The following is a 25,947-nucleotide window of genomic DNA, read 5'->3' on the forward strand; positions in this document are numbered from 1 at the left end:
GAATCCGGTCATCCGAAGTACGACAGAAGCCCCCTTCCCTTCAGAGCATTCCACGCCGAGGATGCCATGCCCGCGCCCCAGCCCCGACTGACGCCCTCACGGATCCTGTGGCCCGCCGCGCTCGCGGGGCTCCTGGCGGCCTGCTCCAGCCGCCCGCCGGTGGTGCAGCCGGCCCCGGCGCCAACCCCGACGCCCGCTCCGGTGCCCACTCCGGCGCCCCCGCCACCTCCTCCTCCGCCTGCGCCCTCCGCCCACCCCCCCAGGCCCGAGCCCTTGGCGGAGGCCGAAGCATCCCGGCCACCCGAGGACCGCCGCATGGCGGAAAGGGCCGAGATGCCCCGGCGAGCGGCTTCGTCCCGCCCGTCCCTGCCCCCTCCCCGCCCCACGCCCGTGGATGCCAACCCCAACGTGGACCGGGACCAGGCCTATGCCCGCGTATCGGTGATGTTCGGCACGGACCGGAAGCTTGACCCCCGCACCGGCAGCTTCGGCGGAGGCCGCGGCGCCGGGATTGCCTACGGCGAGGTCACCGTCAGCGTCCCGCATGGGCACAAGACCGGCGAGATCGAGGCCCCGTCCCTCTGGAAGCTGGAGTTCCGCGAGGACCCCCGGAAGCACATGGCCATCCTGGACTGGACCCCCCACTCCCGGATGGGCTTCCTGAACCGGGTGAAGGCGCGGGTTCAGGCGAAGGGGGCCTCGGGATCGAGCTTCGTGTTTGTCCACGGCTACAACGTGGCCTTCGACGACGCCGCCCGGCGCACGGCCCAGATCACCTACGACCTGGACTACCGCGGCGTGCCCGTGTTCTACAGCTGGCCCTCCCAGGGCACCCTCCAGGGCTACACCACGGATGAGAACAACGCCCAGTGGAGCGAGGCGAACCTCAAGAAGTTCCTGGTGGATTTCGCCCAGAAGAGCGGCGTGACGGACATCTACCTCATCGCCCACTCCATGGGCAACCGCGTCCTCACGGGCGCCCTGCGCCAGGCCTTCGCGGAACAGCCGAAGCTCAAGGGCCGCTTCAAGGAGATCATCCTCACCGCCCCGGACATCGACGCGGAGATCTTCAAGCGGGACATCGCCCCTGCCCTTGCGGCGGGATGCAACCGCATCACCCTCTATGCCTCGGATGGCGACAACGCCCTCCTGGCCTCCAAGAAGGTCCACGGCTACCCGCGGGCCGGCGACACCGCCGAAGGCATCGTGGTGGTGCCGGGCATCGAGACCATCGACGCCTCGGGCCTGGACACCAGCTTCCTGGAGCACTCCTACTTCGCCACGGCCCCGCCGGTGATCAGCGACATCCGCCGCGTCCTGCTGGACGGCCTCCGCGCCGCCCGCCGCGGCCTGGAGCTGCGCACGGCAGGCGGGGGGAACTACTGGAAGCTGAAGGCCGCGAAGCCGTGAGGGGCCGCCCAGCCCACCATCAATGGGATTTGAGGGCCGTCGCGCGGTCGAACATGAACAGCTTGCGATCAAAGTCCCGGTTGGTGCTGTTCATGTCCCGCAGGGGCTCCTCCTCGTAGTCGGCCAGGGCCTTCATCCGGTCATCGGGATCATAGGCGAACCGCGTGGTGAAGTAGGCCCGCGTCAGCTTGGCCTTCGCCTTCGCCAGGAGCTTGGCCTTCCACGTGGCGTAGGGCACGGGCCGGTCGAAGAGCGAGGGATCGAGGACCTGGACCGTCGGGGTCTTGCCCTCCCTGACGAACACGATGGGTGCGACGTGGTAGGTCAGGCCCACCTCGCCGAAGCGCGAGCTGTCCACGAAGAGCTCACCCTCCACCCAGGCCTTGGCCGCCGTCACGCCCCGGTCATCGAGGATGCGCACCATCTTGTGGGCCCGGGCGTAGTTGCCGTCCAGCAGGAACCCGTGGGGGATGTCCGACCGCGCGGCCAGCTCGGCGAAGAGATCCCGCGCCTCCTGCGGCTCGATCACGGAGACGGTCACATGCTGGCCGTTGTCCGGGGAATCCAGGATCTGCGTGGGTCCCGGGTAGGAGCGTGACCCTTGGGCCACGGCGACAAGCCCGATCTGGAGGGCCAGGACGAGGGAAAGGCGCAGGATCACGGCGGGCTCCGAATCAGGATGGACGAGGAAATGGAAAGACCCGTCCCGCCCCCTGAACCCGGGGTGGGATCGAAGGTGGCGTCCCCGCGTCAGCTCTTGTGGGCGTGGACCCGGGCGAAGAGCCCCGCGTCGGCCTTCGCGCCGTGGCACTTCCGGCAGAAGTCGAGGGTGGGCAGGACCAGCCCCGCGGCCTTGGCCGCCGCCAGGTTCTTCATGACGCCCATGGCCTTGTAGTCGGCGCCGTTACCATGGCAGGCCTCGCAATCGAGGCCTTTCTTCGCGTGGGCCGAGGCGGACCAGGAGTCGTGCTGGACGCGATGGCACATCTTGCAGGCGCTGGCCCCCACCGCCGCGTGGCCGTTGTTGGCCATGGAGGGCATGGGGCTCGCGACGGCGGGGGCGGGCGCCGGCTTGGCGGCAGGCGCCGGGGCCGCGGCGGGCGCCGGAGCAGGCACGGGGGCCGGCGCGACCGCAGGCGCGGGAGCCGGTGCTGGCGCAGGAGTGGGCGTGACCGCTGGAGCTTGCGCGGGAGCTGGCGCGTTCGCGGCGGTCTTCGGGGCCGTCTCGGCGGCCTTGGGAGCCGGGGCCGCTGGCTCCGCCTTCGCCCCGGCGGTGGCCGGCTGGGAGGAGGGCTGGGCCGCGGGCGCGCCAGTGGCCGGAGTTGTGGCCGGCGTCGTGGCCGGAGCCGGCGCCTCCTTCTCCGCGCAGGCCAGCAGGCAGGCAAGCATCAGGGCAGGCAGGGCCAATCGACGCATGGTTTCTCCGGGGACTGACCCGATGCTACTTCCCGGCGTTCCCGAATGCCAGGTTCCGCACCAGGTCCTCGGTCTTCCAGGGGGCGGCGCCGCCGCCCAGGTACTTCTGGAACCACTCGAGGTGGGCGTTGTAGTAGACGGGCATGGACTTCAGGTTGTCCGGCCAGTGGCCGTCGTTCTTGAAGACGATGAGGCGGCTGGGCACGCCCATCTCCTGCAGGTCCGTGAAGAACTGGAGGCTCTGGGTGTAGGGCACGCGATAGTCGCGCTCGCCGGTGATGACCAGGCAGGGCGTCTTGAAGGCCTTTACGTGGCTGCTGGGGTTCATGCGCTCGTAGGCCACGGCCCTGTCCCAGGGCGTGCCCGTGAGGTCGTGCTCGGGGAACCACAGCTCTTCCGTGGCGCCGTGCATGGAGCGCAGGTCGTACACGCCCATCATGGCCGCGATGGCCTTGAAGCGCGTGGTGTGGCCCTCGAGCCACATCATGGCGTAGCCGCCCCAGCTCCAGCCCATGGCGCCCATGCGGTCCTTGTCCACGTAGGGCAGCACCGCGAGGTGGTCGGCCACCTTCTGGATGTCCGTCTGCACCTTGCCGTCCCAGTCGCCGCTGATGGCGTCCGTGAAGGCCTGGCCGTAGCCGGTGGAGCCATGCGGGTTCGGGAAGGCCACGATGTAGCCCGCGCCGGGATACACCTGCCAGTCACCTCGCAGCGTGTCCGACCACATCATCTGCGGGCCACCGTGCACGTTGAGGATGAGCGGGTACTTCTTCGTGGGGTCGAAGTCATGGGGCTTCACCAGGAACACCTGGATGTCCTTGCCGTCCGCGCCCTTCACCCACTGCTCCTCCGCGGGCCGGATGTCGACCTCCTCGGCCACGGCCTGGTTGAAGGCCGTGAGGCGCTTCAGGTCCTTCGCCTCGAAGGTGTAGCGCCAGACCTCTACGGGCTCGCCCACGCGGGTCTTGCTCAGGAAGACGGCCTTCTGGTCCGGGCTCACCTGGAACTCGCGGATGCTCTGGCCCTCCAGCATGCGCGCAGTCTTCCCAGTGGCCACCTCCACGCGGAACAGCGGCCAGCGGCCCTTCTCCTGCACGGTGAACCAGATCGCCTTGCCGTCCGCGGACCACTGGAAGGTGTCCACCCAGTTGTCGATGGCTTCCGTCAGCACCTTGCGTGTCTTGGTCTGCCGGTCGTAGACGGCCAGGCGGAAGCGGTCGGATTCATGTCCGGGCTTCGTCTGGAAGCGGTAGGCGATGAAGCGGCCATCCGGCGAGTACTTGGGATCCTGGTCGGCGGCGGGGTTGTCCCCCGTGATGCGCTTGGGGGCGCGGTCGCCCTCGAGGGAGATCAGGAACAGGTCCTGGTTGGTGCTGCGGGCCGGCACGGGATCGGTGTTGGTGGTGACGCAGACCTCCTTGCCGTCGGGGCTCAGGTCCCAGGTCTGCCAGAAGGCGGGGAAATCCTGGGCGCCGCCGGTGAGGGCCTCGACCTTGCCTTCGAAGGTGGCCTTGAAGAGGTGGCTCACCTGGAAGTCCCGCCACTCGGTCCAGTGGCGGTAGAGCAGCGAGTCCGCCAGGTGGGCCTGCACGGGGCCCTTCTCCAGCTTGTCGGCCAGCTCCTTCTGCTTGGCGCCATCCGCCATGGCCTCGGGGAAGACCGAGGCCTCGAACACCACCTGGTTCCCGCCGGGCACCACCTTCGGGGCGCCCACGCCCGCCTCGAAGCCGGTCACCTTGCGGGCCTCGCCCCCCGCCAGATCCAGGGCCCAGAGCTGGCTCCCCCCGGTGCGGCTGGAGAGGAAGTAGAGGGTCTTCCCGTCCCTCGACCATTGGGGCGCCGTGTCGGACTTGCCCGAGAAGGTGAGCTGCCGCGTGGCGCCCGTGGCCGTGTCGAGCACCCAGATCTGCGTGTTCCGCGCGGAGGCCTTCAGATCCTGAGTGGACACCTCGAAGGCCAGCTTCGACCCATCCGGGCTCAGGGCCAGGTGCTGCACGCCCTTGAGGCGGTAGAGGTCCTCGATCGTGAAGGCGCGCTTCGCCGCGGCGGCCGCGGGGAGGGCCAGGATCAGGGACGCGATCGGGACGAGGCAGAAACGGCGCATGGACCCTCCGGGACAGCCTCCCAGCATCGCACGACCGCTCCTCCCTGGTGAGCTCAGCCCTCCAGGGCTCGGTGGATATCCGCGAAATCGGCGCGGGAGGTGGCATCCAGGCTCAGGGGCGTGACGGCCACCACGCGCTCGCGGACGAGGGCATGGACATCGGAATCCGGCTCCAGGGCGTCATGGTCCACCTGCACGGTGACGCGCCCGTCCTTCAGGCGGCTGTGCAGCCCCGGGTCCTCGAAGGCGAGCTCGAAGTAGCGCTGCCGCGAGAGCCGGCTCAGCCGCCAGGGCGTCTCCGGCGTGGCGTCTTCGGGCACATCCAGCTTCAGCAGGTCCACGTCCTGCGGCAGCCGGGCGCGCACGAGCTTCCGGGCGAACAGGCGCAGGAAGTGCTCCGCGGCGCCCCAGTCGCGGGACTCGTGGCGCATGAAGTGGTCGGGGTGCATCTGCTGCGAGGCCGCCAGGGCCGGAATGCCTCGGGCGGCGGCCTCCATGGCGGCTCCCACGGTGCCCGAGGCGCCGATGCTGATGCCCACGTTCTCGCCGTAGTTGATGCCGGAGACCAGCAGGTCCGGGCGGCGGTCCCGGCACAGGAGGTGGAGGCCGTGGCGCACCACCGAGGCCGGCGAGCCCTCGCAGGCGTAGGCCCGGACCGCCGCGCCGTCCACCTCGAAGGGCACCGCCTCCAGCGCCGCCTCGGGCCGGCCCGTGAAGCTGCGACCCATGGCCGTCTGCTGCGTGGCCGGCGCCACCACCAGCACCTCGCCCAGGTCGCGCACGGCCCGGACCGCCGCCCGGAGGCCCGGGGATCCGATGCCGTCGTCGTTGGTGAGGAAGAACAGGGGGCGGTGGGTCATGCGTGGGCTCCGCCTCCAGACTGGCCTCCGGGAGAGCCTGCGTCCACCATCCGCCCTTGGTATCCTGCCCCATGGCCGAATCCGCTTCCTCCGCGCCCCTCGTCCCACCCCGCGGCCGTGGCATCTTCTGCAACCGGACGCTGAACCTGCGGTCCGTGCGGGCCATCGGCTACGACATGGACTACACCCTGGTGGACTACCGGGTGGCCGCCTTCGAGCGGATGGTCTACGACCAGGCGGTGGCGCGGCTCGGCTCCGAGGGCTGGCCAGTGGACACGCTCCAGTTCGACCCGCGCATGGTCACCCGCGGCCTCATCGTGGACACGGAGCTGGGCAACCTGGTGAAGGCCAACCGCTTCGGCTTCGTGAAGCGGGCCATGCACGGCACGCGCATGCTGGAGTTCGCCGAGCAGCGGGACGCCTACACCGGCACGCTGGTGGACCTCTCGGATCCCCGCTGGGTCTTCCTCAACACCCTGTTCTCCCTCTCGGAGGGCTGCCTCTTCGCCCAGGCCGTGGACCTGATGGACCAGGGCGCCCTGCCCCGTCCCTTCGAGTACGCCAGCCTCTACCGGCATGTGCGCTCCCGGGTGGACGCGCAGCATCTCGAAGGCCACCTGAAGGCGGAGATCGCCGCGGCGCCCGAGCGCTACGTGGTGCAGGACCCCGAGGCGGCCCTGGCCCTGCTGGACCAGAAGGCCGCGGGCAAGAAACTGATGCTCATCACGAACTCCGAGTGGAGCTTCACCGCGAAGATGATGGCCCACGCCTACGACCGGCACCTGCCGGAGGGCATGACCTGGCGCCAGCTCTTCGACCTGGTGATCGTGGCCGCCCGCAAGCCGGCCTTCTTCACCGAGCGCGGCCCCTTCTTCGAGGTGGTAGACGAGTCCGGCCTGCTGCGCCCCCTGGTGGGCTCCCTGCGGCCCGGCGGCCTCTATTTGGGCGGGAGCGCGTCCCAGGTGGAGCGGGACCTGGGCATCTCCGGCGACGAGATCCTCTACGTGGGCGACCACATGTTCGGCGACGTCCACGTGAGCAAGCGCTCCCTCAGCTGGCGCACGGCCCTGGTGCTGCGGGAGCTGGAGCACGAGGTGGAGGCCCTGGAGGCCTTCGGGGAGACGGAACGGAAGCTCATGGCCCTGATGCGCGAAAAGGAGGTCCTGGAGACCAGACTCTCCCAGACGCGCCTGGCCCTCCAGCGCCTCCACGCGGGCTACGGCCCCGCGCCCGCCACCGACGCCGCCGCGCTGGAGGCCCGGATCCACGACCTCCGGGGCCAGCTCGTGGCCCTCGACGCCGAGATCGGACCGCTCGCCAAGGCCGGCACCGAGCTGGTGAACGCCCGCTGGGGCCTGCTCACCCGCGCAGGCAACGACAAGAGCCACCTCACCCGCCAGATCGAGCGCTACGCCGACATCTACACCAGCCGCGTGTCGAACTTCCTCCACGCCACGCCCTTCGCCTACTTCCGCTCACCCCGGGGCAGCCTGCCCCACGATCCCGTGGATCACCGGCCCGCATAGACCGTGATGCCGTAGTGCTCCGGATCCCAGGGCGGGTCGCTGTTCCAGTGGCCGTAGGCATGGCTGTCGTCCGTGCGGAAGCGCAGGGTGTAGGTCCCCTTGGCCAGGTGGACCACCTCGTCGGCCAGACGGTTCTTCGTGGCTCCGCCGGCGTGCCGCGTGTGATCGTACGCCATGGTCCAGACGCGCTTCCCCGCGGCGTCCTCGATCCAGGCCTCATCGGCCATCCCGTCGCCGCTGCCTTCGGCGATGGCATAGATCCGTACGTCGCGGGCCGCCCCGAAGGTGAAGGCCGCGCTGCGGTCCTGACCGTTCCCCACCCGCACCAGCTCCGCCAGCGCGGTCCAGTCCAGGGGCTTCGTCAGGGAGATGGCGGCCAGGTCCGCCTCCGAGGGCGCCGACAGCGTCAGGCCGTACATTCCCGGATCGCAGGGGGGCGCGGCGTTCCAATCCGCGGGGGAATGGGAGTCGTCGGTGACGAAGGCTGCTTCGTAGTCGCCGGGCGGCAGTGTGACCATCTCCACCTGGCGGCGGTTCTTCCGCGCCCCGCCGGCGAACTGGGCCTTGTCCATGCTCATCTCCCACACCCGGGCGCGGGTGCGGGCGTCGAGGATCCAGCCGTAATCGTGCATGCGCCGGCCGCTTCCTTCGCCCTCGGCGTAGACGTGGAGTGTCACGGGCTTCCGGACATGGAAAGCCTGGGACCACTGGCCCTCATCCGTGGTGGCAGCCAGGGACACGAGGATGTTCTTCCAGCGCAGCGGGGCCTCGAAGGTGGCCACCTCGGCGGGGTTGCCGCTGGGCAGGTAGAGTTCCAGTCCGTAGTTCCCCACCTGCTCCTTCCAGTGGCGGAGGAGGCTGGTGCGGTCCGCTCCGAAGGCCGCCAGGAAGCCCCGGGGGCGCTCCGCCTGCTCTGAGGCCAGGCTGCGCCGGTCGATGTTGCGGGTCCACTGGGCGAGCAGCAGGCTCTGGCCGAAGCCGTGGTTGGCGAAGTAGGTCTCGTAGCTTCCGGCGGGCAGGTCCAGATACTGATCCGCCACGCGGTAATCCCAGTCCCGCTTCGTGTTCGCACCGTCCATCTGCCACACCACCTCGCGGGTGGTGGCGTTGAGGATCCAGCCATAGGCGAAGAGGGGCTCCTCAGGCCGGGCATGGACCAGGCGCCGGAGGCCTCCGCCCTTGGCGTAGACGTGGATCTTCATGGGCCGCGGCAGGGTGAATCCCTGGCTCTTCACCTCGACGGCCTCGAAGCCCTTCAAGGAGACGATGCGGGGTTCCGGTTCGGCGGCGCGCAGGGAGACCACCCCGAACACCAGGGCCAGGATGAACGCCGTGATGGCCTGCACCGTTCGGACCAGGGCGGCGGCTTCGGACATGAGGAAGGACGACATGGAACCCCCGACGGGACGCCTCCAAGGTAGGCCTGATCGTCCTGGCCATGGCCGCGGATCGGCGAACGGTGGCACCGGACCGGCCGGCGGTCCGGGGCTGGGGGCTCAAGGACCCGCGGGCGCCCATGGCATGGACCCCCGGAAGGATGGGCGGGGATTCGGCCGCATTCTTTCAAAAAAAGCAACCAATGGGTTGCATCGTTCTCCGACCTGCCTAACATGCAACCAGGAGGTTACACATGACGACATCGACCACCGACTGCATCAGGAAGGAGATCCATCTCCGTGCGCCCAGGACTCGGGTCTGGAAGGCGCTGTCGGACGCCGAGGAGTTCGGCACGTGGTTCGGGATGAAGCTGGAGGGGCGCTTCGTGCCCGGCCAGCCGGTCTTCGGACGCATCACCCACCCCGACTACTCGCACATCCACCTGGAAATGAGGATCGAACGCATGGAAGCCGAGCGCCTCTTTTCCTACCGCTGGCATCCCTACCCCATGGATGTGAAGCGGGACTACTCGATCGAACCCATGACCCTCGTGGAGTTCCACCTCGAAGCGGCCGAGGGCGGCACCCTGCTCAAGGTGGTGGAATCCGGCTTCGACCAGCTGCCTCCGGACCGGCGCGACGAGGCCTTCCGCATGAACGATGGGGGCTGGACGAGCCAGCTGGTCAGGATCGAACGCCATGTCACGAGCTGAGGCCCTCTCCCCTACGCGGCTGAAGGATGCGGCCCCGCTCTTCGCCGCCCTGGGGGATGCGACGCGCCTGGGCCTGCTCGTGAGCCTCTGCTCTGGCGGACCGCTCACGGTCACGCGTCTCAGCGGCCAGTTCGACGTCTCCCGGCAGGCCATCACCAAGCACCTCGACGTGTTGGCCGAAGCGGGGCTCGTGAAGAGCAGCCGCCAGGGAAGAGAGCGCATCTGGACCTTCGAGCCCAAGCGCCTCGAGGATGCCCACCAGTACCTGGAGCGCCTGTCCAGGGAGTGGGACGTCGCCCTGGGGCGGCTCAAGGCCTTCGTCGAAACCTGAAACCAACCCGGTTGCCGGGAACAAACTGCCCGTCCCCGATGCCTCCGTCTCCTGCTCCAAGCGGGCGGATCCCCGTCTGCCTCGCACGACCAAACCGCGCCACCGGCGCCCTTCCCAAGGAGGACCCATGTCCCAGCCCTGGACCACGCTCTTCTCCCTCAACCGTCAGGTCCTGATGGCCAGGAACCTGGCCGATGTCACCCAGGACCAGGCGGACCAGCCGCCGGCGCCCCACGTGAACAGCGTCACGTGGATCCTCACCCACCTCGTGGAGAACCGCCGCTGGCTCCTGGGAACCCTGCTTGAGTCCGGCGACCGGCCGGCGGCGACCGGGCCTCGGTCCCTGGCGCAGCTTGAAGCCGCGATGGACGAGACGCAGGCGGCCCTGGCCGAGGCCTTCGACTCTGTCGCCGACTGGCGCGAGCCGCGGATCCATCCCGCCATGCAGGTTGCCCTCCCTCTGGAGCAGATCGTGGGCACCTTCCTCATGGAGGAGGCCTACCACCTGGGCCAGATCGGCACCGCCCGGAAGCTCATGGGGATGCCCGGCGCGATGAAGGCTCCCGAGACCGCCAAGGTCTAGCCGGAGGTCCCCGACACCGGCGTGGAGACATCCCCGCCGGTGCGGGCCACCCACCCTTTCGTCGGGACAAGGTGAGAAGAAATGACCCATCCCACGATCGGAATCATCGGCGCTTCATCCCACCATTCCCGCCCACTCCGCCAGCACGCGCTGGGCCTGGATCACTGGGCCGCCCTCGCTGGGCGGCATGGGCAGGAGCACGGCACCGTCGGGATTGAGCTGGGCGTCCTTCCGGGCGCGGACCCAGACCAGGAGCTTGGCGGCGTCCACGGGCGTCTGGGGGCTGAGGCGCAGCTTGAGGCGGCCGGACTGCACCGTGACCTCGCTGACCGCCAGGTGCTGGGCCCGCAGCTTCACCTTCAGCACCTCGAAGAAGCGCTGGGTGTCGGTATCGTCCTCGGGCACATGGCCGAAGCGGTCCTCCAGGTCCAGACGGTAGAGGTCCAGGTCCTTCTCCTCGCGAAGGCGCGAGATGCGCTTGTAGGCCACCAGGCGCTCGGCGGCCTGGTCGATCCAGCGGCGGCTGAGCTGGGCGCCCGGCGCCAGGCCGTCCACCTTCACTTCGAAGGCGGTGCAGGGCTGGCCCTGCAGCTCCTGGAGCGTCTCCTCCAGCAGCTTCACGTAAAGCTCGAAGCCGATGTCGTGGATGTGGCCGGACTGCTCGCCGCCCAGCAGGTTGCCCGCGCCGCGCAGCTCCAGGTCCATGGCGGCGACCCGGAAACCGGATCCCAGCTCCGAGAAGTCCTCGAGCGCCTGGAGGCGCTTGCGGGCGTCCTCGCTGATCTCGTGCTTGGGCGGGATCATGAGGTAGGCGTAGGCCGGCACGTCACTGCGACCCACACGGCCCCGCAACTGGTAGAGCTGGCTCAACCCGAAAGCATCCGCCCGATGGACGATGAGCGTGTTGGCGTTGGGCACGTCCAGGCCGTTCTCCACGATGGTGGTCGCCACCAGTACATCGATGCGGCCTTCCATGAAGCCGAGCATCACCTGCTCCAGGCCCTCGTCGCTCATCTGGCCGTGGCCCACGGCTACGCGGGCGTCGGGCACCAGCTCACGCACGCGCGCGGCGATGCTGATGATGGACTCCACGCGGTTATGCACGAGGTAGACCTGCCCGCCGCGGCGCAGCTCGAACTGGACGGCGGTCTGGACCAGCTCGTCGCTCCAGGGTGCCACCACGGTCTCGATGGCCAGTCGGTCCTTGGGTGGCGTCTCGATGAGGCTGATCTCGCGGAGGCCCGTGAGGCTCATGTGCAGAGTTCGGGGGATGGGCGTGGCTGACAGCGCCAGCTGGTCCACGTTGAGGCGGAGCTTCTTCAACTTCTCCTTGTGGCCCACGCCGAAGCGCTGTTCCTCGTCCACCACCACTAGGCCCAGGTCCGCGAACGTCACCCGGGCGCCCAGCAGCTGGTGCGTGCCGATGACGATCTCCACCTTGCCGTCGGCCACCTCCTGGAGGATGCGCTTCTGCTCGGCGGGATCGACGAAGCGGTTGAGCATCTCGATGCGGATGGGGAAGCCCGCGAAGCGCTCCTTGAAGGTGCGGAAGTGCTGGAAGCAGAGCACGGTCGTGGGGCACAACACGGCCACCTGGCGGCCTTCGAGGGCCACCTTGGCGGCGGCGCGCATGGCCACCTCCGTCTTGCCGAAGCCCACGTCGCCCACCAGGAGGCGGTCCATGGGACGTGGCGATTCCAGGTCGGCCTTCACGGCCTCGATGGCCTCCACCTGGTCCGGCGTGGGCGTGAAGGGGAAGCTGGCGTCGAAGGCCGCCATGTCCGGCCCATCCGGCGGGTAGGCATGGCCCTTCTCCAGTTTCCGCTGGGCGTAGAGCTTCAGCAGCTCGTCAGCCATGTCGCGGATGGCCTTCTTGGCCTTGCGCTTGACCTTCGCCCAGGAGGCGCCGCCCAGCTTGTCCAGCGGCGGCAAGTGGCCTTCGGCGCCGGTGTAGCGCTGGACGAGATCCGCCCGCTCGAGGCTCACGTTGAGCTGGCCGCCGTCGGCGTAGCGGAGCTGGAGCACCTCCAGTTCCTCGCCGCCCACGGTGAGGGTGGCGAAGCCCATGAACTCGCCAATGCCGTGATCGAGATGCACCACGCGATCGCCGGGCTTGAGGTCGCGCAGATCCGACAGGAAGGCCGCGCTGCGGGACTTCTTGGGCGCGGCCTGGATGGCCTTGCGGCCGAAGACCTCGCGCTCGGTGAAGAGGGCGAGGCGGCACTCCTTGATGAGCACGCCGGCGCTGAGGTTCAAGCGAAGGGCTCGGCAGCCGGTCTCGGTGCCGTAGGCCTGGGGCAGGTCGTAGTCGCGGAGGAACTCGGCGAAGCGGTCCCGCATACCGGGCGTGCTGCCCGCCAGCACCACCCGGAAGCCCGTGAGGGCCAGCTCCTGCACCTGCTCCGCCAGGTCCGGCAGACGCCCCTGGAATTCCCGCAGGGGCTGGACCGTGACGGGCACCGTGGCCTCGCTCTGCCACTCGGTGAGGGCCACCGTGGGCCGGCTGGGGTCCGAGGGGAGGAAGCGGTCCTCGAAGTCGGGGCACACCACGCCGCCCCGGCGCAGGGTGGCCAGGCCCTCCTCGATGCGGGCCCGCTCGGCTTCGCGCAGGGCATCTTCCCAGGCGGGGTCGAGGCGCACCCGCAGGCAGGGTGGCATCCAGTGGACCAGCTGGCCCTTGGGCTGGGCCAACAGCGGATGGAACAGCTCCTCGCCGGGGAAGTGGCCGTGGGTGGCCAGCCGCGCCTTGCGGAAGGCCAGATCGTCCTCGGGTTCGGCCGTGCGGTCCGCCCGGAAAGCGACGGCCGCCAGCAGGGCCTGGCCGTCGCCGCGCTCCCCTTCGAAGCGGGGATAGAGCGTCAGCGATTCCAGGGATTCGCCCGTGCGGCGCTGAGTGTCGGGGTCGAAGGGGCTGAGCCGCTCCAGCTCGTCGCCGAAGGTCTCCAGGCGCAGGGGCTGGTCCAGGTGGTCCGGCCAGAGGTCCACCACCATGCCGCGGGAGCTGAACTCGCCCGGTGCGGCGGCCATCTCCGTGCGGCGGTAGCCCAGGGCCACCAGGGTTTCGAGCAGCAGATCCCGGGGCACCTCGGCGCCGACGCGCAGCTCCAGCTTCTGCTTCTGGAACCAGGTGGGATGGGGCAGCCGCTCGCAGGCCGTGAGGGGCCCCGTGACCAGCACCTGCACCCGGCGCTCCAGCAGGCCCACCAGGGTGGAGAGGCGGTCCCGCAGCACCATGCCCGGCGGGCTGCTTTCGCCGCCGGCGTAGGCCGCGAAGCCAGGGAAGTGGGCCACACCGGCCTCTGGCAGCAGGGCCTGGAGGTCCTGGGCCAGCGTGCGGGCCTCGGCTTCGCTGGGGGCGTCCACCCACAGGGACTGGACCCGCCCGCCCTTGGCGATCCAGGCTGCCAGCACCAGGGCCAGGGCCGGCGGCGACGCCCAGCGCAGCCGGGCCCCGGAGACCGCAAGGGCCTCCGCGGGAGCCTCGGCCAGGCGGAGCAGGTCCCTCAGATCAGCGCCGGCAGCAGTCATGGCACCTTCCAGAATGCCTCAAGAAGGCCCCGGGGACGAGCACTCATCCCCGGGGCCGTTCCTTTACGGCAGCTCAGGCGTCCGGCGCCTCCGCCAGGGGACGGACAGGCTGCAGTTCCTCCTCCCCGCGGCCCACACGCCGCCGGATCCAGGCCCAGACCTTGGCCAGGGTGAAGTCCTCGATGATCTCGAAGAAGACCGGCACCACGATCAGGGTGAGTAGGGTGGAGGTGATGAGCCCGCCCACCACGGCGCGGGCCATGGGGGCGCGCATCTCGGCGCCGGCGCCCAGCGCCAGGAAGAGCGGCAGCATGCCACCGATCATGGCGAAGCTGGTCATGAGGATGGGCCGCAACCGCACGGTGCCCGCGCGGATGATGGCTTGGCGCCGGGAGATGCCCTCCTCCCGCTCCAGGTGCAGCGCGTGATCCACCAGCAGGATGGCGTTCTTGGTCACCAGGCCCATCAGCAGGATCATGCCGATGCTCGTCATCATGGACATGGAGTCGCCGGTCACCAGCAGCATCAGCACCATACCCACCATGGAGAGCGGCAGGCTGGCCATGATGGCCACGGGAAGCTTGAAGCTCTCGAACTGGCTGGCCAGCACGAAGTAGATGAAGAAGACCGCCAGCAGGAGCGAGGTGCCCATGTAGCCGGCCGTCTCCTTGCTGTCCCGGGTCTGGCCCAGGAACTCCACGCGGACCCCTTCGGGCAGCTGGCCGCCGGCCTTGAGCTGGGCCACCTTGGCGGCGGCGGCGGCGGAAACCTCGCCCAGGGTGGAGCCGTCGAAGTTGGCGTCCACTTCCACTTCCTCCATCAGGTCGTGGCGCTGGAGCTTGGCGGGGGCGATGCCCTCCTCGAAGCGCACCACCTGGTTGAGGCGCACCAGCGGGTGCTTGCCCCCGCCCAGGTCCTTGGTGCTCTGCACGGTCATGTTGGCCAGCTGCGCCGTGAAGCGGCGCTCCTGGTCGGCGAGGCGGACGCGCACATCGCGCTGCTCGCCCTTCTCGTCCTCGTACTTGGCCACCTTCTCGCCGTCCACCAGGGGACGGACCATCTGAGACACCAGGGCCGGGCTCACGCCCAGGTCCGAAGCGGCCTTGCGGTCCACCACGAGCCGCAGCTCGGGCTTGCCGCTGTCCAGGCTGGTGGTGACGTCCACCGCGCCAGGCACGCTGCGAAGGGCCTCCTTCACCAGGGGCACGGCCTGGATGACCGCGTCCCGCTCCGGGGCCTGCACGGCCACCATGATGGGGAAGGTGGTGCCCCAGTCATTGGCCGTGCCGATGGCCGCGTCCACGCCGGGCACCGAGCGGAAGGCCTCCCGGATCTGACGGCGGATCACCACATGGTTCGGCCGGTGGCCGTTCTTCAGCTTCACGTAGATGCCGCCGGAATCCACGGTGCCGTTCAGGCCCGTGCCGATGGTCGTGTAGGCGAAGTCCACGCCGGGCACGGACTGGATGGCCTTCTCCAGGGCCAGGGCCTTCTCGCGAGTGGCCGCGAGACTGGAGCCGGGCTCCGCCTTGAAGGTGGCCTGGAGGTCGCCGCGGTCGTAGTCGGGCATGAAGTTGTTGCCCAGAAGGCCCGAGAGCATCATGGCCAGCACGAAACTGCCCACCCCCGCGAGCATCACCGTCCAGCGGTGGCCCATGGCCCATTCGATGGCCGATTTGTAGAGAAGCTCCCATCGGTCCAGCATGCGTCCGAAGGCCTCCACGGCCCGCATGATGGGGTTCCGACCCTGGTAGTGCACATGGCCGTCGGAGCTCTTCTCGTGCTCGGGATCCGGCCAGACGGCGCTGAGCATGGGATCCAGCGTGAAGCTCACGAACAGCGACACGGCCACGGCGAAGGCCACGACGATGCCGAAGGGGAAGAAGAACTTGCCCACGATGCCGCCCATGAAGGCCACGGGCACGAACACGGCGAGGATGGACAGGGTGGTGGCGATGACGGCGGGTCCGATCTCCGCCGTGCCCTCGCGGGCGGCCGTGATGTGGTCCTTGCCCATCTCCGCGTGCCGCGTGATGTTCTCTCGGACCACGATGGCGTCGTCGATGAGGATGCCGATGGCCAGGCTGAGGCCCATGAGGGTCATGGTGTTCAGCGTGAAGTCCAGGGCCCGCATGATGATGAAGGTGGAGATCACGGACACCGGAAGCGTGAGGCTGGTGATGAGCGTGGAGCGCCAGCTCTTCAGGAAGAAGAACACGATGATCACCGTGAGCAGTCCGCCCACGTAGATGGAGACATTCACGTCGTCCACATTGTCGATGATGAAGCGGGCATTGTCCTTGGCCGTCACCACCTCGACGCCCTGCTGGGCCAGCTCGGGCTTCAGCTCTTCCAGGGCCTTCTCCACCGCGGTCACCATGGCCACGGTGTTGCCCCCGGTCTGCCGCTGGATCTCCAGGGCCACCACGTCCTTGCCGCCCAGGCGGGCGAGGCTGCGCTTCTCCTTGATGCCGTCCACTACCGTGGCGACTTCCTTCAATTCGATAGGCCGGCCTTCCTTGTTGCCCACGACCACGTGCTCGAAATCCCCCACGGCCCGGGCCTTGGCATCGACCTTCACGGACATCTCGCGGCTGCCCTGGAGCAGGTTGCCACTGGGGATGGCCATGGTGTCGCCGCCCAGGGCGTTCTTCACGGCCTGGAGGGAGAGCCCCTGGGACTCCAGCTTCTGGGGATCCACCTGGATGAGGATTTCGCGGGTGCTGCCGCCCACGGGATCCACCTTGCCCACGCCGGGGATGTTCTCGATGCGGCGCTTGAGGAAGTCCTCGGCGATGCGGGTCAGCTCCCGGTCATTCATGTCCGGATGCTTCGCGTCCGGCTTCACCACCAGGGAGAGCACCGGAAGCTGGGCCGGATCGAACTTGGAGATGACGGGCTCCTCGATGTTGCTGGGGAGGTCGCGCCGGATCTGGCCGATCTTGGTACGCACGTCGTTGAGGGCGTTGTCCACGTTGCGGCCCAGGTGGAACTGGATCACGAGCGTGCCCAGGCCCTCCTGGCTGGTGGAGCTGATCTCCTTGATCTTCTCGATGGGATTGACGGCCTCCTCGATCTTCCGGACCACGTCCTGCTTGACGGACTCGGGGCTGGCGCCGGGGTAGACGACGGAGACGGTGACGGTGGGGATGTCGGTGTTGGGATACTGGTCGATGCCAAGGGTCTTCACGGAGAAGAGGCCCAGCACCACCAGCGCCAGCATGATGCAGACCGTGAAGACGGGCCGGCGGATGGAGAAATCGGACAGGAACATGGGTCACTTCCCTCTCGCGGCGGAGCCGCCATTCGCGTTGCTCGGCGCAGAGCCGCCATCCGCATTGGCCGGAGCGGCGCCGCTGATCACCCGCAGGCGGCTGCCTTCGCCCACCAGGTCCTTGCCGTTGTCCACCACCTGGGCGCCGAGGCCCAGGCCGCTCACGGGACGGAAGCCATCCTGCTCGGGGCCCAGCACCACCTTGTGGCGGCGGGCCACGTCCTGCTCGGCCACGTAGACTTCAGCATCGCGGTCCTGCGCCTTCACCAGCGTGGCCGGCAGGGCCGGCGCCTTGGTCTCGCCCTCGCCGAGGATGACACCCTCCACGAAGAGGCCGCCCTTCAGCGTGCCGTCCGCGTTGGGCACTTCGACGCGGACGCGCAGGGTGCGGCCGTCCTGGGAGAGGCTCGGGCTCACCTGGGCCACGCGGCCTTCCACGAGGCGGTCCACGCCGATGCTGCGGAAGGTGGCCCGCTGGCCCACCTTCACCTGGGCCATGGCCTCGGCGGGCAGGTCCGCGCGGATCTCCAGCTTGCGGTTGTCCACGATCTCGAAGGCGGTCTGGCCGGGATTCAGCATCTCGCCGGGCTGCACGGCGCGGCGCGCCACCTGCCCTGCGAAGGGCGCCACGAGGCGGGCCTTCTTGAGGCGCAGGCGGGCCAGGCCCAGGTTGCTGTCGGCGGCCTGGGCGGCGGCCTGGGTGGCGTGGAAGGCGGTCTCCGCCTGCTGGGCCGCCTGGCGGGTGATGCTGCGCTTTTCCAGCAGGGCCACGGAGCGGTCGTTGTCGCGCTGGGCCTGGAGGGCCTGGGCCTTGGCCTGCGCGGCCTGGGCCTCCGCGGCCTGGACGCCCAGCTGGTAGTCGTCCTCGTCCTGGGCGCCCAGGAGCGCGCCGGCGGCGACGCTGTCGCCCTCCTGCACCAGCACGCGGGTCACGCGGCCGGTCACTTCAGCCTTCAGCTCCGCGCGGTTCACGGCCAGCAGCGTGCCGGTGAAGGCCACGGCGGGCCGGAAGCTGCGCTCCTGGACCGGCACCAGGGTGACGGCCACGGAGCCTTCGGCCTTCACGGCGGCCTGGTGGTCCAGCTCGGCGTTGCGCTTGCCGCGGTGGAAGGTGGCGGCCCCGGCGATGATGGCGGCGGCGAGTCCGGTGGTGAGGATGAGGGTTTTGCGGTTCATGGTCGACTCCAGGAATCGTCAGGTTCGTTACAAAGGAGGGAGGCCCAGGGCGCGGCGCTGGTCGAAGCGGGCGGACCAGAGGCCCAGTTCCGCGCGGCGGCGCTGGCTCTCGGCCTGGCGTTCGGACCGCTCCGCCTGGAGAAGATCGAGGGAGGTGATGAGGCCCTGGTCGAAGGACTCGCGGCTCATGCGCAGGGCCTCCACGGTGGCGTCGTGGGCCTTGCGGGCGGCCTCGTCCAGGGCCGCGGCCTTCTCCAGCTCGCGGTCCGCCGTGCTCTGCTCAATGGCGATGGACCGCTCGCGGTCGATGCGCGCCTGCTTCACCTGCTCGAGCTGGGCCGTGTTCTGGGCGCGCTTGCCGGAGCTGCGCAGCCCGTCGAAGATGGGAAACTTCATGGTGACGCTCACCTTCCAGGTGTCGTACGGCTCCTTGAAGAGGTTGTCGCTCTTGCCCGCCTGGTAGCCGTAGCTGGCGCTGAGGTCGAACTTGGGGCGCAGGTCCGAGGTGATGATCTTCTCGTTGGCCCGGTACATGGCCTCCTGCTGCTTCAGCTGGGCCAGCTCGCTGCGCTCGGTGCCCGCGGGCCGGGCCGAGAGCTCGGGATGGCCCAGGTCCGCCAGCGTCAGCGGCGTCTTGGGATCCAGGCCCAGCTGCCCGTTCAGCACCTCCAGGGCCCGCTTCACGTTGGCGTCGGCCTGGAGCGCCTCGGGGATCACGGCCAGCAGCTCACTCTCGGCCCGCAGGCGGTCGAGCTCCGTGGCGGTCTGGGCCTCCAGCTTGGCCTTCACGTCCGACACGAACTGCTCGGCGGTCTTGCGGCGGGTCTCCACGACCTCCTGCTCCGCCTGGGCCTCCAGCACCGCCAGGTAGGCCTTGGCCACGCCGTGGAGGGTATCCAGCTCGGCGGTGGTGAAGCCGTAGCCGGCCTCCTTCTCGCCCATCCTGGCGATGTCGATGGCCGTGCCCAGCTTGCCCCAGTAGAAGAGCGGCTGGGTGAGGTTGGCCTGGCTGGTGTAGATGCTGCGGGCGCCCACCAGGGATGACGGCGACAGTCCGAACTGGGCGGCGCTGTCCGCGAAGCCGCTGTTGAGGATGGAGACATCCCGCGCCCGGGTGAAGTCGCCGATGAGGGTGAGCTGCGGCAGGGCATCGGCGCGGGTGCTGGTGATGAGGCCGCGGCGCTCCTCCACGCGGGCCTTGGCCGCGCGGAGCATGGGGTTCTCGTTCCGGGCCCGGGCCAAGGCGCCGGCCAGATCCAGGCTCAGGGGAGCGCGGGCCGCGGATTCTGTGGCCGCCGTCGAAGCCTGGGCTGGAGTCTGAACCGGAGCCGGAGTCGGGGCCGGCGCCTGGAGGGCGGGAGGGGCGAACAAAAGCATGATCAGTTCCTCGGCTGGGGGAAGGCTTCGGGGATGCCGAGCCCACGCAGGCTGAAGTCGGTGAAGTGCCGGATGACCTCCTCGAGATCCTCCGGAAAGTTCGGGTCCCCGCGGATGAGCCGGGAAATGCCCAGGGAGTTGCGGAAATAGAGCATCTGGCCCTGGATGCTCATGCCCATGTTCAGGAGCTCGCCCCAGGAGAGGTCCGGCCGCAGCACCTGGAGGCACTGCATCAGGTGGTCCACGTGGGGCCGGATCTGCTCCATGAGCAGGGCCGAGGAGGTCGCCCGCGGCGCCTGCATCTCGCGGGCCATGAGCGCCATGGCCGCCTCGCCCAGGGGATCCTGGGGATCAAGGGGATCGCAGGCCATCAGGTCCTGCATGAAGGCCCGGATGTGGTCCTTGAGCCGCTGGATCGCATCCTTCCGAGCCCCCGGCCCCTCGAGGGCGGGGGCAGTGGCCAGCTCGGCCACGCGGCAGGCCTTGCGGGCGAAGATGTACCGGAGGGCCTCCAGGTACAGCCCCTCCTTGCCGCTGAAGTGGTAGGTCACGAGGGCCGAGTTGGCCTTGGCCCGCAGGGCGATCTCGCGGATGCCGGCCCCGTCGAAGCCCTTTTCGGCGAAGGTCAGGATCGCGGCCTCGATCAGGCGCAGGCGCGTATCAAGAGATGCGTCGGTCGGCTGTGCGTTCATGACCCCTCGTTTCCAATCAACCAATCAAACGGTTGAACAACAGGTTCCAAGAATTAATCAATCGTTTGAGCCAGTCAAGGGGAAAAATCGCCCTGGAGGTGCCTTAATTGATGACTTGACGGTCGTAATTAAAATTCTAGATTCGGAATCTGGAATGCGGATTCGGAGGCTCCGGTGCTGGATCGGAAGGGCCTTGAACGGCAGCAGAGACGGGATCTCCTCCTCGAGGCCGCGGGCCGGGTGTTCGGCCGGAAGCCCTTCGACGAGGCCACGATGCAGGAGATCGCCGCGGAGGCCCAGATCGGCATGCAGGGGCTCTACGAGCACTTCGCGTCCAAGCAGGACCTCTACGAGCAGGTGATGATCCACCGGGCCGAGGCCTTCTCCGCCCGGGCCGAGGAGGTCCTCCGGACCCCCCGGCCACCCCTGGAGCAGCTTCGGTCCATGTTCCAGGCCTACGCGGATCACTTCCGGGGGCGGCTCATCTGGCTGCCGATGTTCATCCTCGAGCGGGTGCACTACGACTGGGGCTTCGAGTCCCGGTTCCTGCCCCGCCTCCGGGAGATCTACGAGGCCGAGCGGGCGCGGCTGAAGGGCATCCTCCACCGGGCGGTGGAGGCCGGGGACCTCCAGGACCTGGATCCCGACTTCCTCATCCAGCTCTGCTTCGGCGTACTGGAGGCCTCCCTGCACCGGAGCCACCGGACGGGAAAGGAAGAGGACCCCGGTGCCTGCGTGGAGCGTGCCATGGCCTGCCTGCTGCGCGGCGCGGGAGTCCGGCCATGAGACCGGCGGCCATGCTCCTGGCCTGCGTGTCACTGGCCTGCACCCTGCGGAGCGGGGAGCCGCTCAGCCTCGCCCGGGCCCTGCGCCTGGCCGGCGAGCAGTCCCAATCGGCCGAGGCGGCCCGCTCCAGCCTGGCCGGGGCCCGGGAGGAGACGGCCCAGGTGCAGGGCCTCTACTGGCCCGAGATCCAGATCCAGGGCGGCTACTGGACCACGGACCACCGGCCAGAGCTGCTGAGCCAGCCCATGCGGATCGGCCCCCTCACGGTGCCCGCCCAGGTCTTCCCCACCTCAGACAGCCAGGCTTGGCGCTACAAGGCTTCGGTCCAGTACCTGCTGTGGGATTTCGGTCGGCGGAGCGGGGCCCTCTCGGCCTCCCGGGCCCGGGAGGAGGCCGTCGCGGGCTCCGGGGATGCCGACCTCCTCAAGGCGCAGAGCGAGGTGGCCGCCCGCTACTTCACGCTCCTGAACCTGAAGGCCCAGAAGCGCGTCCTGGTCCAGCGACGGGAGGCCCTGGAGACCCACCTGGGCCACGCCCGGGCCCTCTTCGAGCAAGGCGTCGTGGCGCGCAACGACCTCCTGCGCACGGAGGTGGCCCTGCGGGCGGTGGGGGACGCGGAGCACGCCCTCGACCAGGCCTACACCTCAGCCCTGGAGGGCCTGAACGTGGCCATGGGCCTGCCCCCCGGCGCCGCCCAGGAGTTGCCGGAGGCCCTGGCCGGCCCACCCGCCCTGCCCTGGGACGAGGCGCATTGCCGGATCATGGCGCGGGAGGCGAACCCGACCGTGCGCGCCGCCCGCGCCAAGGCCCAGGCCCTGTCGGACCAGGCGGCGTATCGGCGGAAGGACTTCCTGCCCACGCTGGCCGCCGAGGCCAGCCACAGCTATGGCCAGAATTCCTTCCTGACCCACGAGCATGAGACGAGCCTGTTCGTGGGCCTCTCCTGGAAGCTCTTCGACGGAGGCGTCCGCGCCGCGCGGGTGCGCCAGGCGGAGGCGGAGACCGGCCGGGCCCGCCGGGACCTGCAGGAGGCGGAGCGCCAGGCCGAGACCACCGCCGCGGCGGCCCTGCGGGCCTTCCGCCAGTCCCTGCGGGAGGTGGACACCGCGCGCCTGAACGTGGTCGCCGCCGAGGAGAACCTCCGCATGGCGGGCGATCAGTACCAGGAGGGGCTGGTGCGCAACACGGACGTGCTGGACGCGGAATCGGTGCTGGCGGAGAGCCGCAGCGCCCTGGAGGACCGGCGCTACCGGGCCTATGCCCAGCAGGCTGGCCTGCTCGCGGCGCTGGGCGAGGACCTGCCGGCCTTCTTCGAGGCGAACACGTCCCGGGAGCGATGAGATGGATGCGAAGACGAAGAAGTGGGTCTCACTGGCGATCATCCTCGCCCTGGCCGCCGTGGGCACCGTCTGGGCCCTGGTGCGGTGGCGCCACGGCCAGGTGTTCGTGGCCACGGACAATGCCTACGTGAAGGGCCATGTGGTGGCGGTATCGAGCCACATCCCCGGGCCGCTGCTCCAGGTGGCGGTCCAGGAGAACCAGGTGGTCCGGATGGGGCAGACGCTAGCCACTCTGGATCCCCGGGACTACGACGCCGGCGTGGCCCGGGCCGAGGCCTCCCTCGCGGAGGCCCGGAGCGCCCTCGCCCTGAACGAGGCCCAGATCGCCCAGGCCCGGGCCCAGGTCCAGGCCGCCGAGAGCCAGCGGACCCTGGCGGGCCTCGAGAAGCGGCGCATGGATGCCCTCCTCGCCCGGCAGTCCATCCCCCGCCAGAAGCACGACCAGGCCTGCACCGCCGAGGAGGTGGCCACGGCCCAGGTGGCGGCGGCCCGGAAGCAGGTGGCCGCCGCCCAGGGCCTGCTGGGCGTGAGCCGGAGCAAGGTTCAGGTGGCCCAGGCGACCCTGGACCAGGCCCGGCTCCAGCGCTCCTACTGCGCGATCGCCGCCCCCTGCGACGGCACCGTGAGCCGCAAGCTGGCGGAGCCGGGCATGGTGGTGGCCGCGGGCCAGCCCCTGCTGGCGGTGGTGCCCCTCGGCCAGGAGGACCTCTGGGTGGAGGCCAACTTCAAGGAGACCCAGCTCCGGCGCGTGCGGCCCGGCCAGCGCGTGCGGATGAGGACGGACCTCGACGGCCGGATGTTCACGGGCACCGTGGAGAGCCTCTCGGCCGGCACCGGCGCGGCCTTCAGCCTGCTGCCGGCGGAGAACGCCACGGGTAACTGGGTGAAGGTCGTCCAGCGCCTCCCCGTGAAGATCGCCCTCGACCCCGGCGCCGACCCCGAGCGCAGGCTGCGCCTGGGGTTGAGCGTGGAGGCCGAGATCGACACCCGGAGCCGCTGAGACCGCCATGGACGCGCCGCGGGAAACCGCCCACAAGTGGATCGTCGCCCTGACGACCATGCTGGGGACCTTCATGGAGGTGCTGGACACCTCCGTGGCCAACGTGGCCCTGCCGCACATGAAGGGCACCTTCGCCGCAGGCACGGACGAGATCACCTGGGTCATCACCAGCTACCTCGTGGCCAACGCCATCATCCTGCCCATCACGGGCTGGCTGGGCGCCGCCTTCGGCCGCAAGCGCCTCTACCTGCTCTGCCTGGCGATCTTCACGCTGGCGAGCTTCGGGGCCGGCGCGGCGCCCAGCCTGACGTGGCTGATCCTCATGCGTGTGGTCCAAGGGCTCGCGGGAGGCGCCATGGTGCCCATGTCCCAGGCCATCACGCTGGAGGCCTTCCCCCAGGAAGAGCACGGCATGGCCTCGGCGATCTTCGGCATCGGCGTGATCTTCGGCCCCATCCTCGGGCCCCTGGTGGGCGGCTGGATCACGGACAACTGGACCTGGCCCTGGATCTTCTGGATCAACATCCCCGTGGGCGTCGTGGCGTACTACCTGGCCTTCACCTTCGTGGAGGACCCGGACTACCTCCGGCGGCCCGAAGGCGCGGTGGACTACTGGAGCCTGATCTTCGTGGCCGTGGGACTTGGCTGCCTGGAGCTCTTCCTCAGCCGCGGCGAGCGCCTGGACTGGTTCGCGTCGAACGCCATGAAGGTCTGCGCGGGCCTCGCCGCCCTGGGGATCACGCTCTTCATCTGGCGCTCCCTCACCGCGGAGAATCCGCTGGTGGACCTGCGCATGTTCCGGCTGCCGGAGTTCGCGGGCGGCATGGCCATCATCTTCATCATCAGCGTCGGCCTCTACGCGGCGTTCATCCTGCTGCCGCTGTTCGTCCAGAACCTGCTGGGGTTCACCCCCACCTGGGCGGGCCTCATCTTGAGCCCGGGCGGCGTCGCGTCCGTGGTGGCCATGATCGCGGTGGGCCTGGCCATGGGGAAGGTGGACGTACGCCTCATCGTCGCCGCCGGGGCCGCCTCCATGGCCTACTCAGCCTGGCTCCTCACGCACGTGAACCTCCAGACGGGCATGGCCTACCTGGTCACCGCCTGGATCTTCCATGGCCTGGGGCTGGGCTTCGTGTTCGTCCCCATCGCCACGGCCGCGGTCCAGCGCATCCCGCCCGCGCTCGTGGGCACGGCCTCGGGCATGTTCAATCTCATGCGGAACGAGGGCGGCAGCGTCGGGATCGCCCTCGCCAGCACGCTCCTGGCCCAGCGCGCCCAGTTCCACCACGCGCGGCTCGCCGAGCACATCACCCCGTTCAACGGGACGCTCCAGGCCAGCTACGTGAGCCTCAACCAGGGGCTCTTCCCCCGGGCGGGCCTGGATCCCGTGTCCGTGCGGAGCCTCAGCCAGGGCATCATCGGCGCCGAGGTGACGCGCCAGTCCTTCCTCATGAGCTTCGTGGACGTCTTCGGCTTTCTCGTCGTGGTCTTCCTCCTGGCCCTTCCCTTCGTCCTGACCCTCCGCAATCCCCAAGGAGGCGGCCTCTCCCTGCACTGAGGCCGGTCCTCCACTTCTCTTCGAAAGGAGCCCCACCATGACCATCCGGAGCCGGACCGCGCGGCTGGACGATGCCTCGGGAGAACTCGCCCTCTCGCTGGCCAAACTCGAGCTCGAGGCGGCCCACGGGGCCCCCGACCCCGACGAGCAGATCGACTTCGTCCGGGATCTCTCCCGAGTCGCCGTGGAAAAGCGGATCCGCCCCTGGCGCCTGCGGGCCATCCAGGCCACGATCCTCGGCCTGGCCTGCCTGGCCGGGACCACCGGCCTTCCCACCCTCTGGCCCGAAGCGCCGAGGGGAGCCGCGCCCATCCTGCTGGGCCTGGCGGTCCTCTTCCTGCTTCTGGCCGGGATGGGGCTGACCGTCTACCTGCGGCTCTACCAGCGTGAACACCAGTGGCTGAGCCAGAAGGAGGCAGCCATCCGGGCCGGCCGGACCATCCTGGACGAAGGCTGAAGGCCATCGGAGCAACCCGCGCAGGTTGTGACCCATGCACCGAATTCCGCCCGGGGGCCGGGAAATCGTGATAGGAAGAAAGACGAGGTACGCCCATGCTCTTCCTGGTCTTCTATTTCATCCTGTTCGCCATCCTCCTCTTCCAGGGCACCCATGTGGCCGGCGAGGTGAAGAACCCCCTCGGCACTGTGCCCGAAGAAGTGGGTCAAACCCCCGTGGCCTCCGCCCGGTGGGGCATCCTGCTCATCGGACTGGGCCTCCTGGGCACGCTGGTCGGCCTGGCGAGCTTCAGCTGGACCGGCCTGGCGGCCCTCCTCCAGCCCCTGTTCTACCTGGGCCTCGGCGTCCTGATCCTGTTCGCCTTCTGGGTGGTCTTCCTGGGCCGCAAGGCCGAGTTCATCGGCAAGCCCACGGTCATGGACGAACACGGGCACCACTGA

At 69.5% G+C, this 25,947-nt stretch carries 21 protein-coding genes; 11 read left to right on the forward strand and 10 right to left on the reverse strand.

Annotated elements, in window-relative coordinates:
- Nucleotides 1-66: 66 nt before the first annotated feature.
- Nucleotides 67-1,410, forward strand: coding sequence for an alpha/beta hydrolase (locus MLE64_RS07060; protein ID WP_243317064.1), 1,344 nt, complete (start codon nucleotides 67-69; stop codon nucleotides 1,408-1,410).
- Nucleotides 1,411-1,429: 19 nt separating this feature from the next.
- Here MLE64_RS07060 and MLE64_RS07065 read toward each other — a convergent pair whose 3' ends face one another.
- The 4 genes from MLE64_RS07065 to surE form a co-directional block, all read right to left on the reverse strand.
- Nucleotides 1,430-2,071: a protein-glutamine glutaminase family protein gene (locus tag MLE64_RS07065; RefSeq protein WP_243317065.1), complete on the reverse strand. Its 642-nt coding sequence runs from the start codon at nucleotides 2,069-2,071 to the stop codon at nucleotides 1,430-1,432.
- Between the two features lie 89 nt (nucleotides 2,072-2,160).
- Entirely contained in the window at nucleotides 2,161-2,826 is a 666-nt protein-coding gene (locus MLE64_RS07070; protein WP_243317304.1) for a cytochrome c family protein, read from the reverse strand.
- 25 nt (nucleotides 2,827-2,851) lie between these two features.
- Nucleotides 2,852-4,930 carry a S9 family peptidase gene (locus MLE64_RS07075; RefSeq protein ID WP_243317066.1) on the reverse strand — a complete coding sequence of 693 codons (2,079 nt, stop codon included), beginning with the start codon at nucleotides 4,928-4,930 and terminating at the stop codon, nucleotides 2,852-2,854.
- A 53-nt stretch (nucleotides 4,931-4,983) separates the two neighbouring features.
- Nucleotides 4,984-5,790, reverse strand: coding sequence for a 5'/3'-nucleotidase SurE (surE, locus tag MLE64_RS07080; RefSeq protein WP_243317067.1), 807 nt, complete (start codon nucleotides 5,788-5,790; stop codon nucleotides 4,984-4,986).
- Between the two features lie 71 nt (nucleotides 5,791-5,861).
- Between surE and MLE64_RS07085 the strand changes: the two genes are divergently transcribed.
- Nucleotides 5,862-7,316, forward strand: a complete 1,455-nt coding sequence (locus tag MLE64_RS07085) for an HAD-IG family 5'-nucleotidase (protein ID WP_243317068.1) — start codon at nucleotides 5,862-5,864, stop codon at nucleotides 7,314-7,316.
- Here the strand turns inward: MLE64_RS07085 and MLE64_RS07090 are convergent.
- Nucleotides 7,301-8,707, reverse strand: coding sequence for a hypothetical protein (locus MLE64_RS07090; RefSeq protein WP_243317069.1), 1,407 nt, complete (start codon nucleotides 8,705-8,707; stop codon nucleotides 7,301-7,303). The two genes, MLE64_RS07085 and MLE64_RS07090, sit on opposite strands and share 16 nt — an antisense overlap.
- Before the next feature lie 239 nt (nucleotides 8,708-8,946).
- Here MLE64_RS07090 and MLE64_RS07095 point away from each other — a divergent pair, with 239 nt between their 5' ends.
- From MLE64_RS07095 to MLE64_RS07105, 3 genes are all read left to right on the forward strand, one after another.
- Nucleotides 8,947-9,405 carry an SRPBCC family protein gene (locus tag MLE64_RS07095; protein ID WP_243317070.1) on the forward strand — a complete coding sequence of 153 codons (459 nt, stop codon included), beginning with the start codon at nucleotides 8,947-8,949 and terminating at the stop codon, nucleotides 9,403-9,405.
- Nucleotides 9,392-9,736 (forward strand): ArsR/SmtB family transcription factor, encoded by a 345-nt coding sequence (locus MLE64_RS07100; protein ID WP_243317071.1) that lies wholly within the window; start codon nucleotides 9,392-9,394, stop codon nucleotides 9,734-9,736. The genes MLE64_RS07095 and MLE64_RS07100 overlap by 14 nt, the downstream gene beginning before the upstream one ends.
- A gap of 127 nt (nucleotides 9,737-9,863) precedes the next feature.
- A complete protein-coding gene (locus MLE64_RS07105; RefSeq protein ID WP_243317072.1) occupies nucleotides 9,864-10,319 on the forward strand; it encodes a DinB family protein in 456 nt (151 codons plus the stop codon).
- Nucleotides 10,320-10,433: 114 nt separating this feature from the next.
- Here MLE64_RS07105 and mfd read toward each other — a convergent pair whose 3' ends face one another.
- The 5 genes from mfd to MLE64_RS07130 all read right to left on the reverse strand — a co-directional run bounded on the left by mfd (nucleotide 10,434) and on the right by MLE64_RS07130 (nucleotide 20,366).
- Nucleotides 10,434-13,847 carry a transcription-repair coupling factor gene (gene mfd / locus MLE64_RS07110; protein WP_243317074.1) on the reverse strand — a complete coding sequence of 1,138 codons (3,414 nt, stop codon included), beginning with the start codon at nucleotides 13,845-13,847 and terminating at the stop codon, nucleotides 10,434-10,436.
- 73 nt (nucleotides 13,848-13,920) lie between these two features.
- Entirely contained in the window at nucleotides 13,921-17,121 is a 3,201-nt protein-coding gene (locus MLE64_RS07115) for an efflux RND transporter permease subunit (protein ID WP_243294959.1), read from the reverse strand.
- 3 nt (nucleotides 17,122-17,124) lie between these two features.
- Entirely contained in the window at nucleotides 17,125-18,297 is a 1,173-nt protein-coding gene (locus MLE64_RS07120; RefSeq protein ID WP_243317075.1) for an efflux RND transporter periplasmic adaptor subunit, read from the reverse strand.
- A gap of 27 nt (nucleotides 18,298-18,324) precedes the next feature.
- Nucleotides 18,325-19,674 carry a TolC family protein gene (locus tag MLE64_RS07125; RefSeq protein ID WP_243317076.1) on the reverse strand — a complete coding sequence of 450 codons (1,350 nt, stop codon included), beginning with the start codon at nucleotides 19,672-19,674 and terminating at the stop codon, nucleotides 18,325-18,327.
- A 2-nt stretch (nucleotides 19,675-19,676) separates the two neighbouring features.
- The gene (locus tag MLE64_RS07130) at nucleotides 19,677-20,366 is read right to left on the reverse strand and encodes a CerR family C-terminal domain-containing protein (protein ID WP_243317077.1); all 690 of its coding nucleotides are present in this window, start codon (nucleotides 20,364-20,366) and stop codon (nucleotides 19,677-19,679) included.
- Nucleotides 20,367-20,540: 174 nt separating this feature from the next.
- Here MLE64_RS07130 and MLE64_RS07135 point away from each other — a divergent pair, with 174 nt between their 5' ends.
- From MLE64_RS07135 to MLE64_RS07160, 6 genes are all read left to right on the forward strand, one after another.
- The gene (locus MLE64_RS07135) at nucleotides 20,541-21,152 is read left to right on the forward strand and encodes a TetR/AcrR family transcriptional regulator (RefSeq protein WP_243317079.1); all 612 of its coding nucleotides are present in this window, start codon (nucleotides 20,541-20,543) and stop codon (nucleotides 21,150-21,152) included.
- On the forward strand, nucleotides 21,149-22,492 hold the full coding sequence (locus tag MLE64_RS07140; protein WP_243317080.1) for a TolC family protein: 1,344 nt from the start codon (nucleotides 21,149-21,151) through the stop codon (nucleotides 22,490-22,492). Before MLE64_RS07135 ends, MLE64_RS07140 begins: the two co-directional genes overlap by 4 nt.
- A gap of 1 nt (nucleotide 22,493) precedes the next feature.
- Nucleotides 22,494-23,492 carry an HlyD family secretion protein gene (locus MLE64_RS07145; protein ID WP_243317082.1) on the forward strand — a complete coding sequence of 333 codons (999 nt, stop codon included), beginning with the start codon at nucleotides 22,494-22,496 and terminating at the stop codon, nucleotides 23,490-23,492.
- 7 nt (nucleotides 23,493-23,499) lie between these two features.
- Nucleotides 23,500-25,050, forward strand: a complete 1,551-nt coding sequence (locus MLE64_RS07150; protein WP_243317083.1) for a DHA2 family efflux MFS transporter permease subunit — start codon at nucleotides 23,500-23,502, stop codon at nucleotides 25,048-25,050.
- Between the two features lie 37 nt (nucleotides 25,051-25,087).
- Nucleotides 25,088-25,507, forward strand: coding sequence for a hypothetical protein (locus MLE64_RS07155; RefSeq protein ID WP_243317084.1), 420 nt, complete (start codon nucleotides 25,088-25,090; stop codon nucleotides 25,505-25,507).
- 95 nt (nucleotides 25,508-25,602) lie between these two features.
- The gene (locus tag MLE64_RS07160) at nucleotides 25,603-25,947 is read left to right on the forward strand and encodes a hypothetical protein (protein ID WP_243317085.1); all 345 of its coding nucleotides are present in this window, start codon (nucleotides 25,603-25,605) and stop codon (nucleotides 25,945-25,947) included.

The sequence above is a fragment of the Geothrix paludis genome (assembly GCF_022808815.1).
Classification (GTDB): domain Bacteria; phylum Acidobacteriota; class Holophagae; order Holophagales; family Holophagaceae; genus Geothrix; species Geothrix paludis.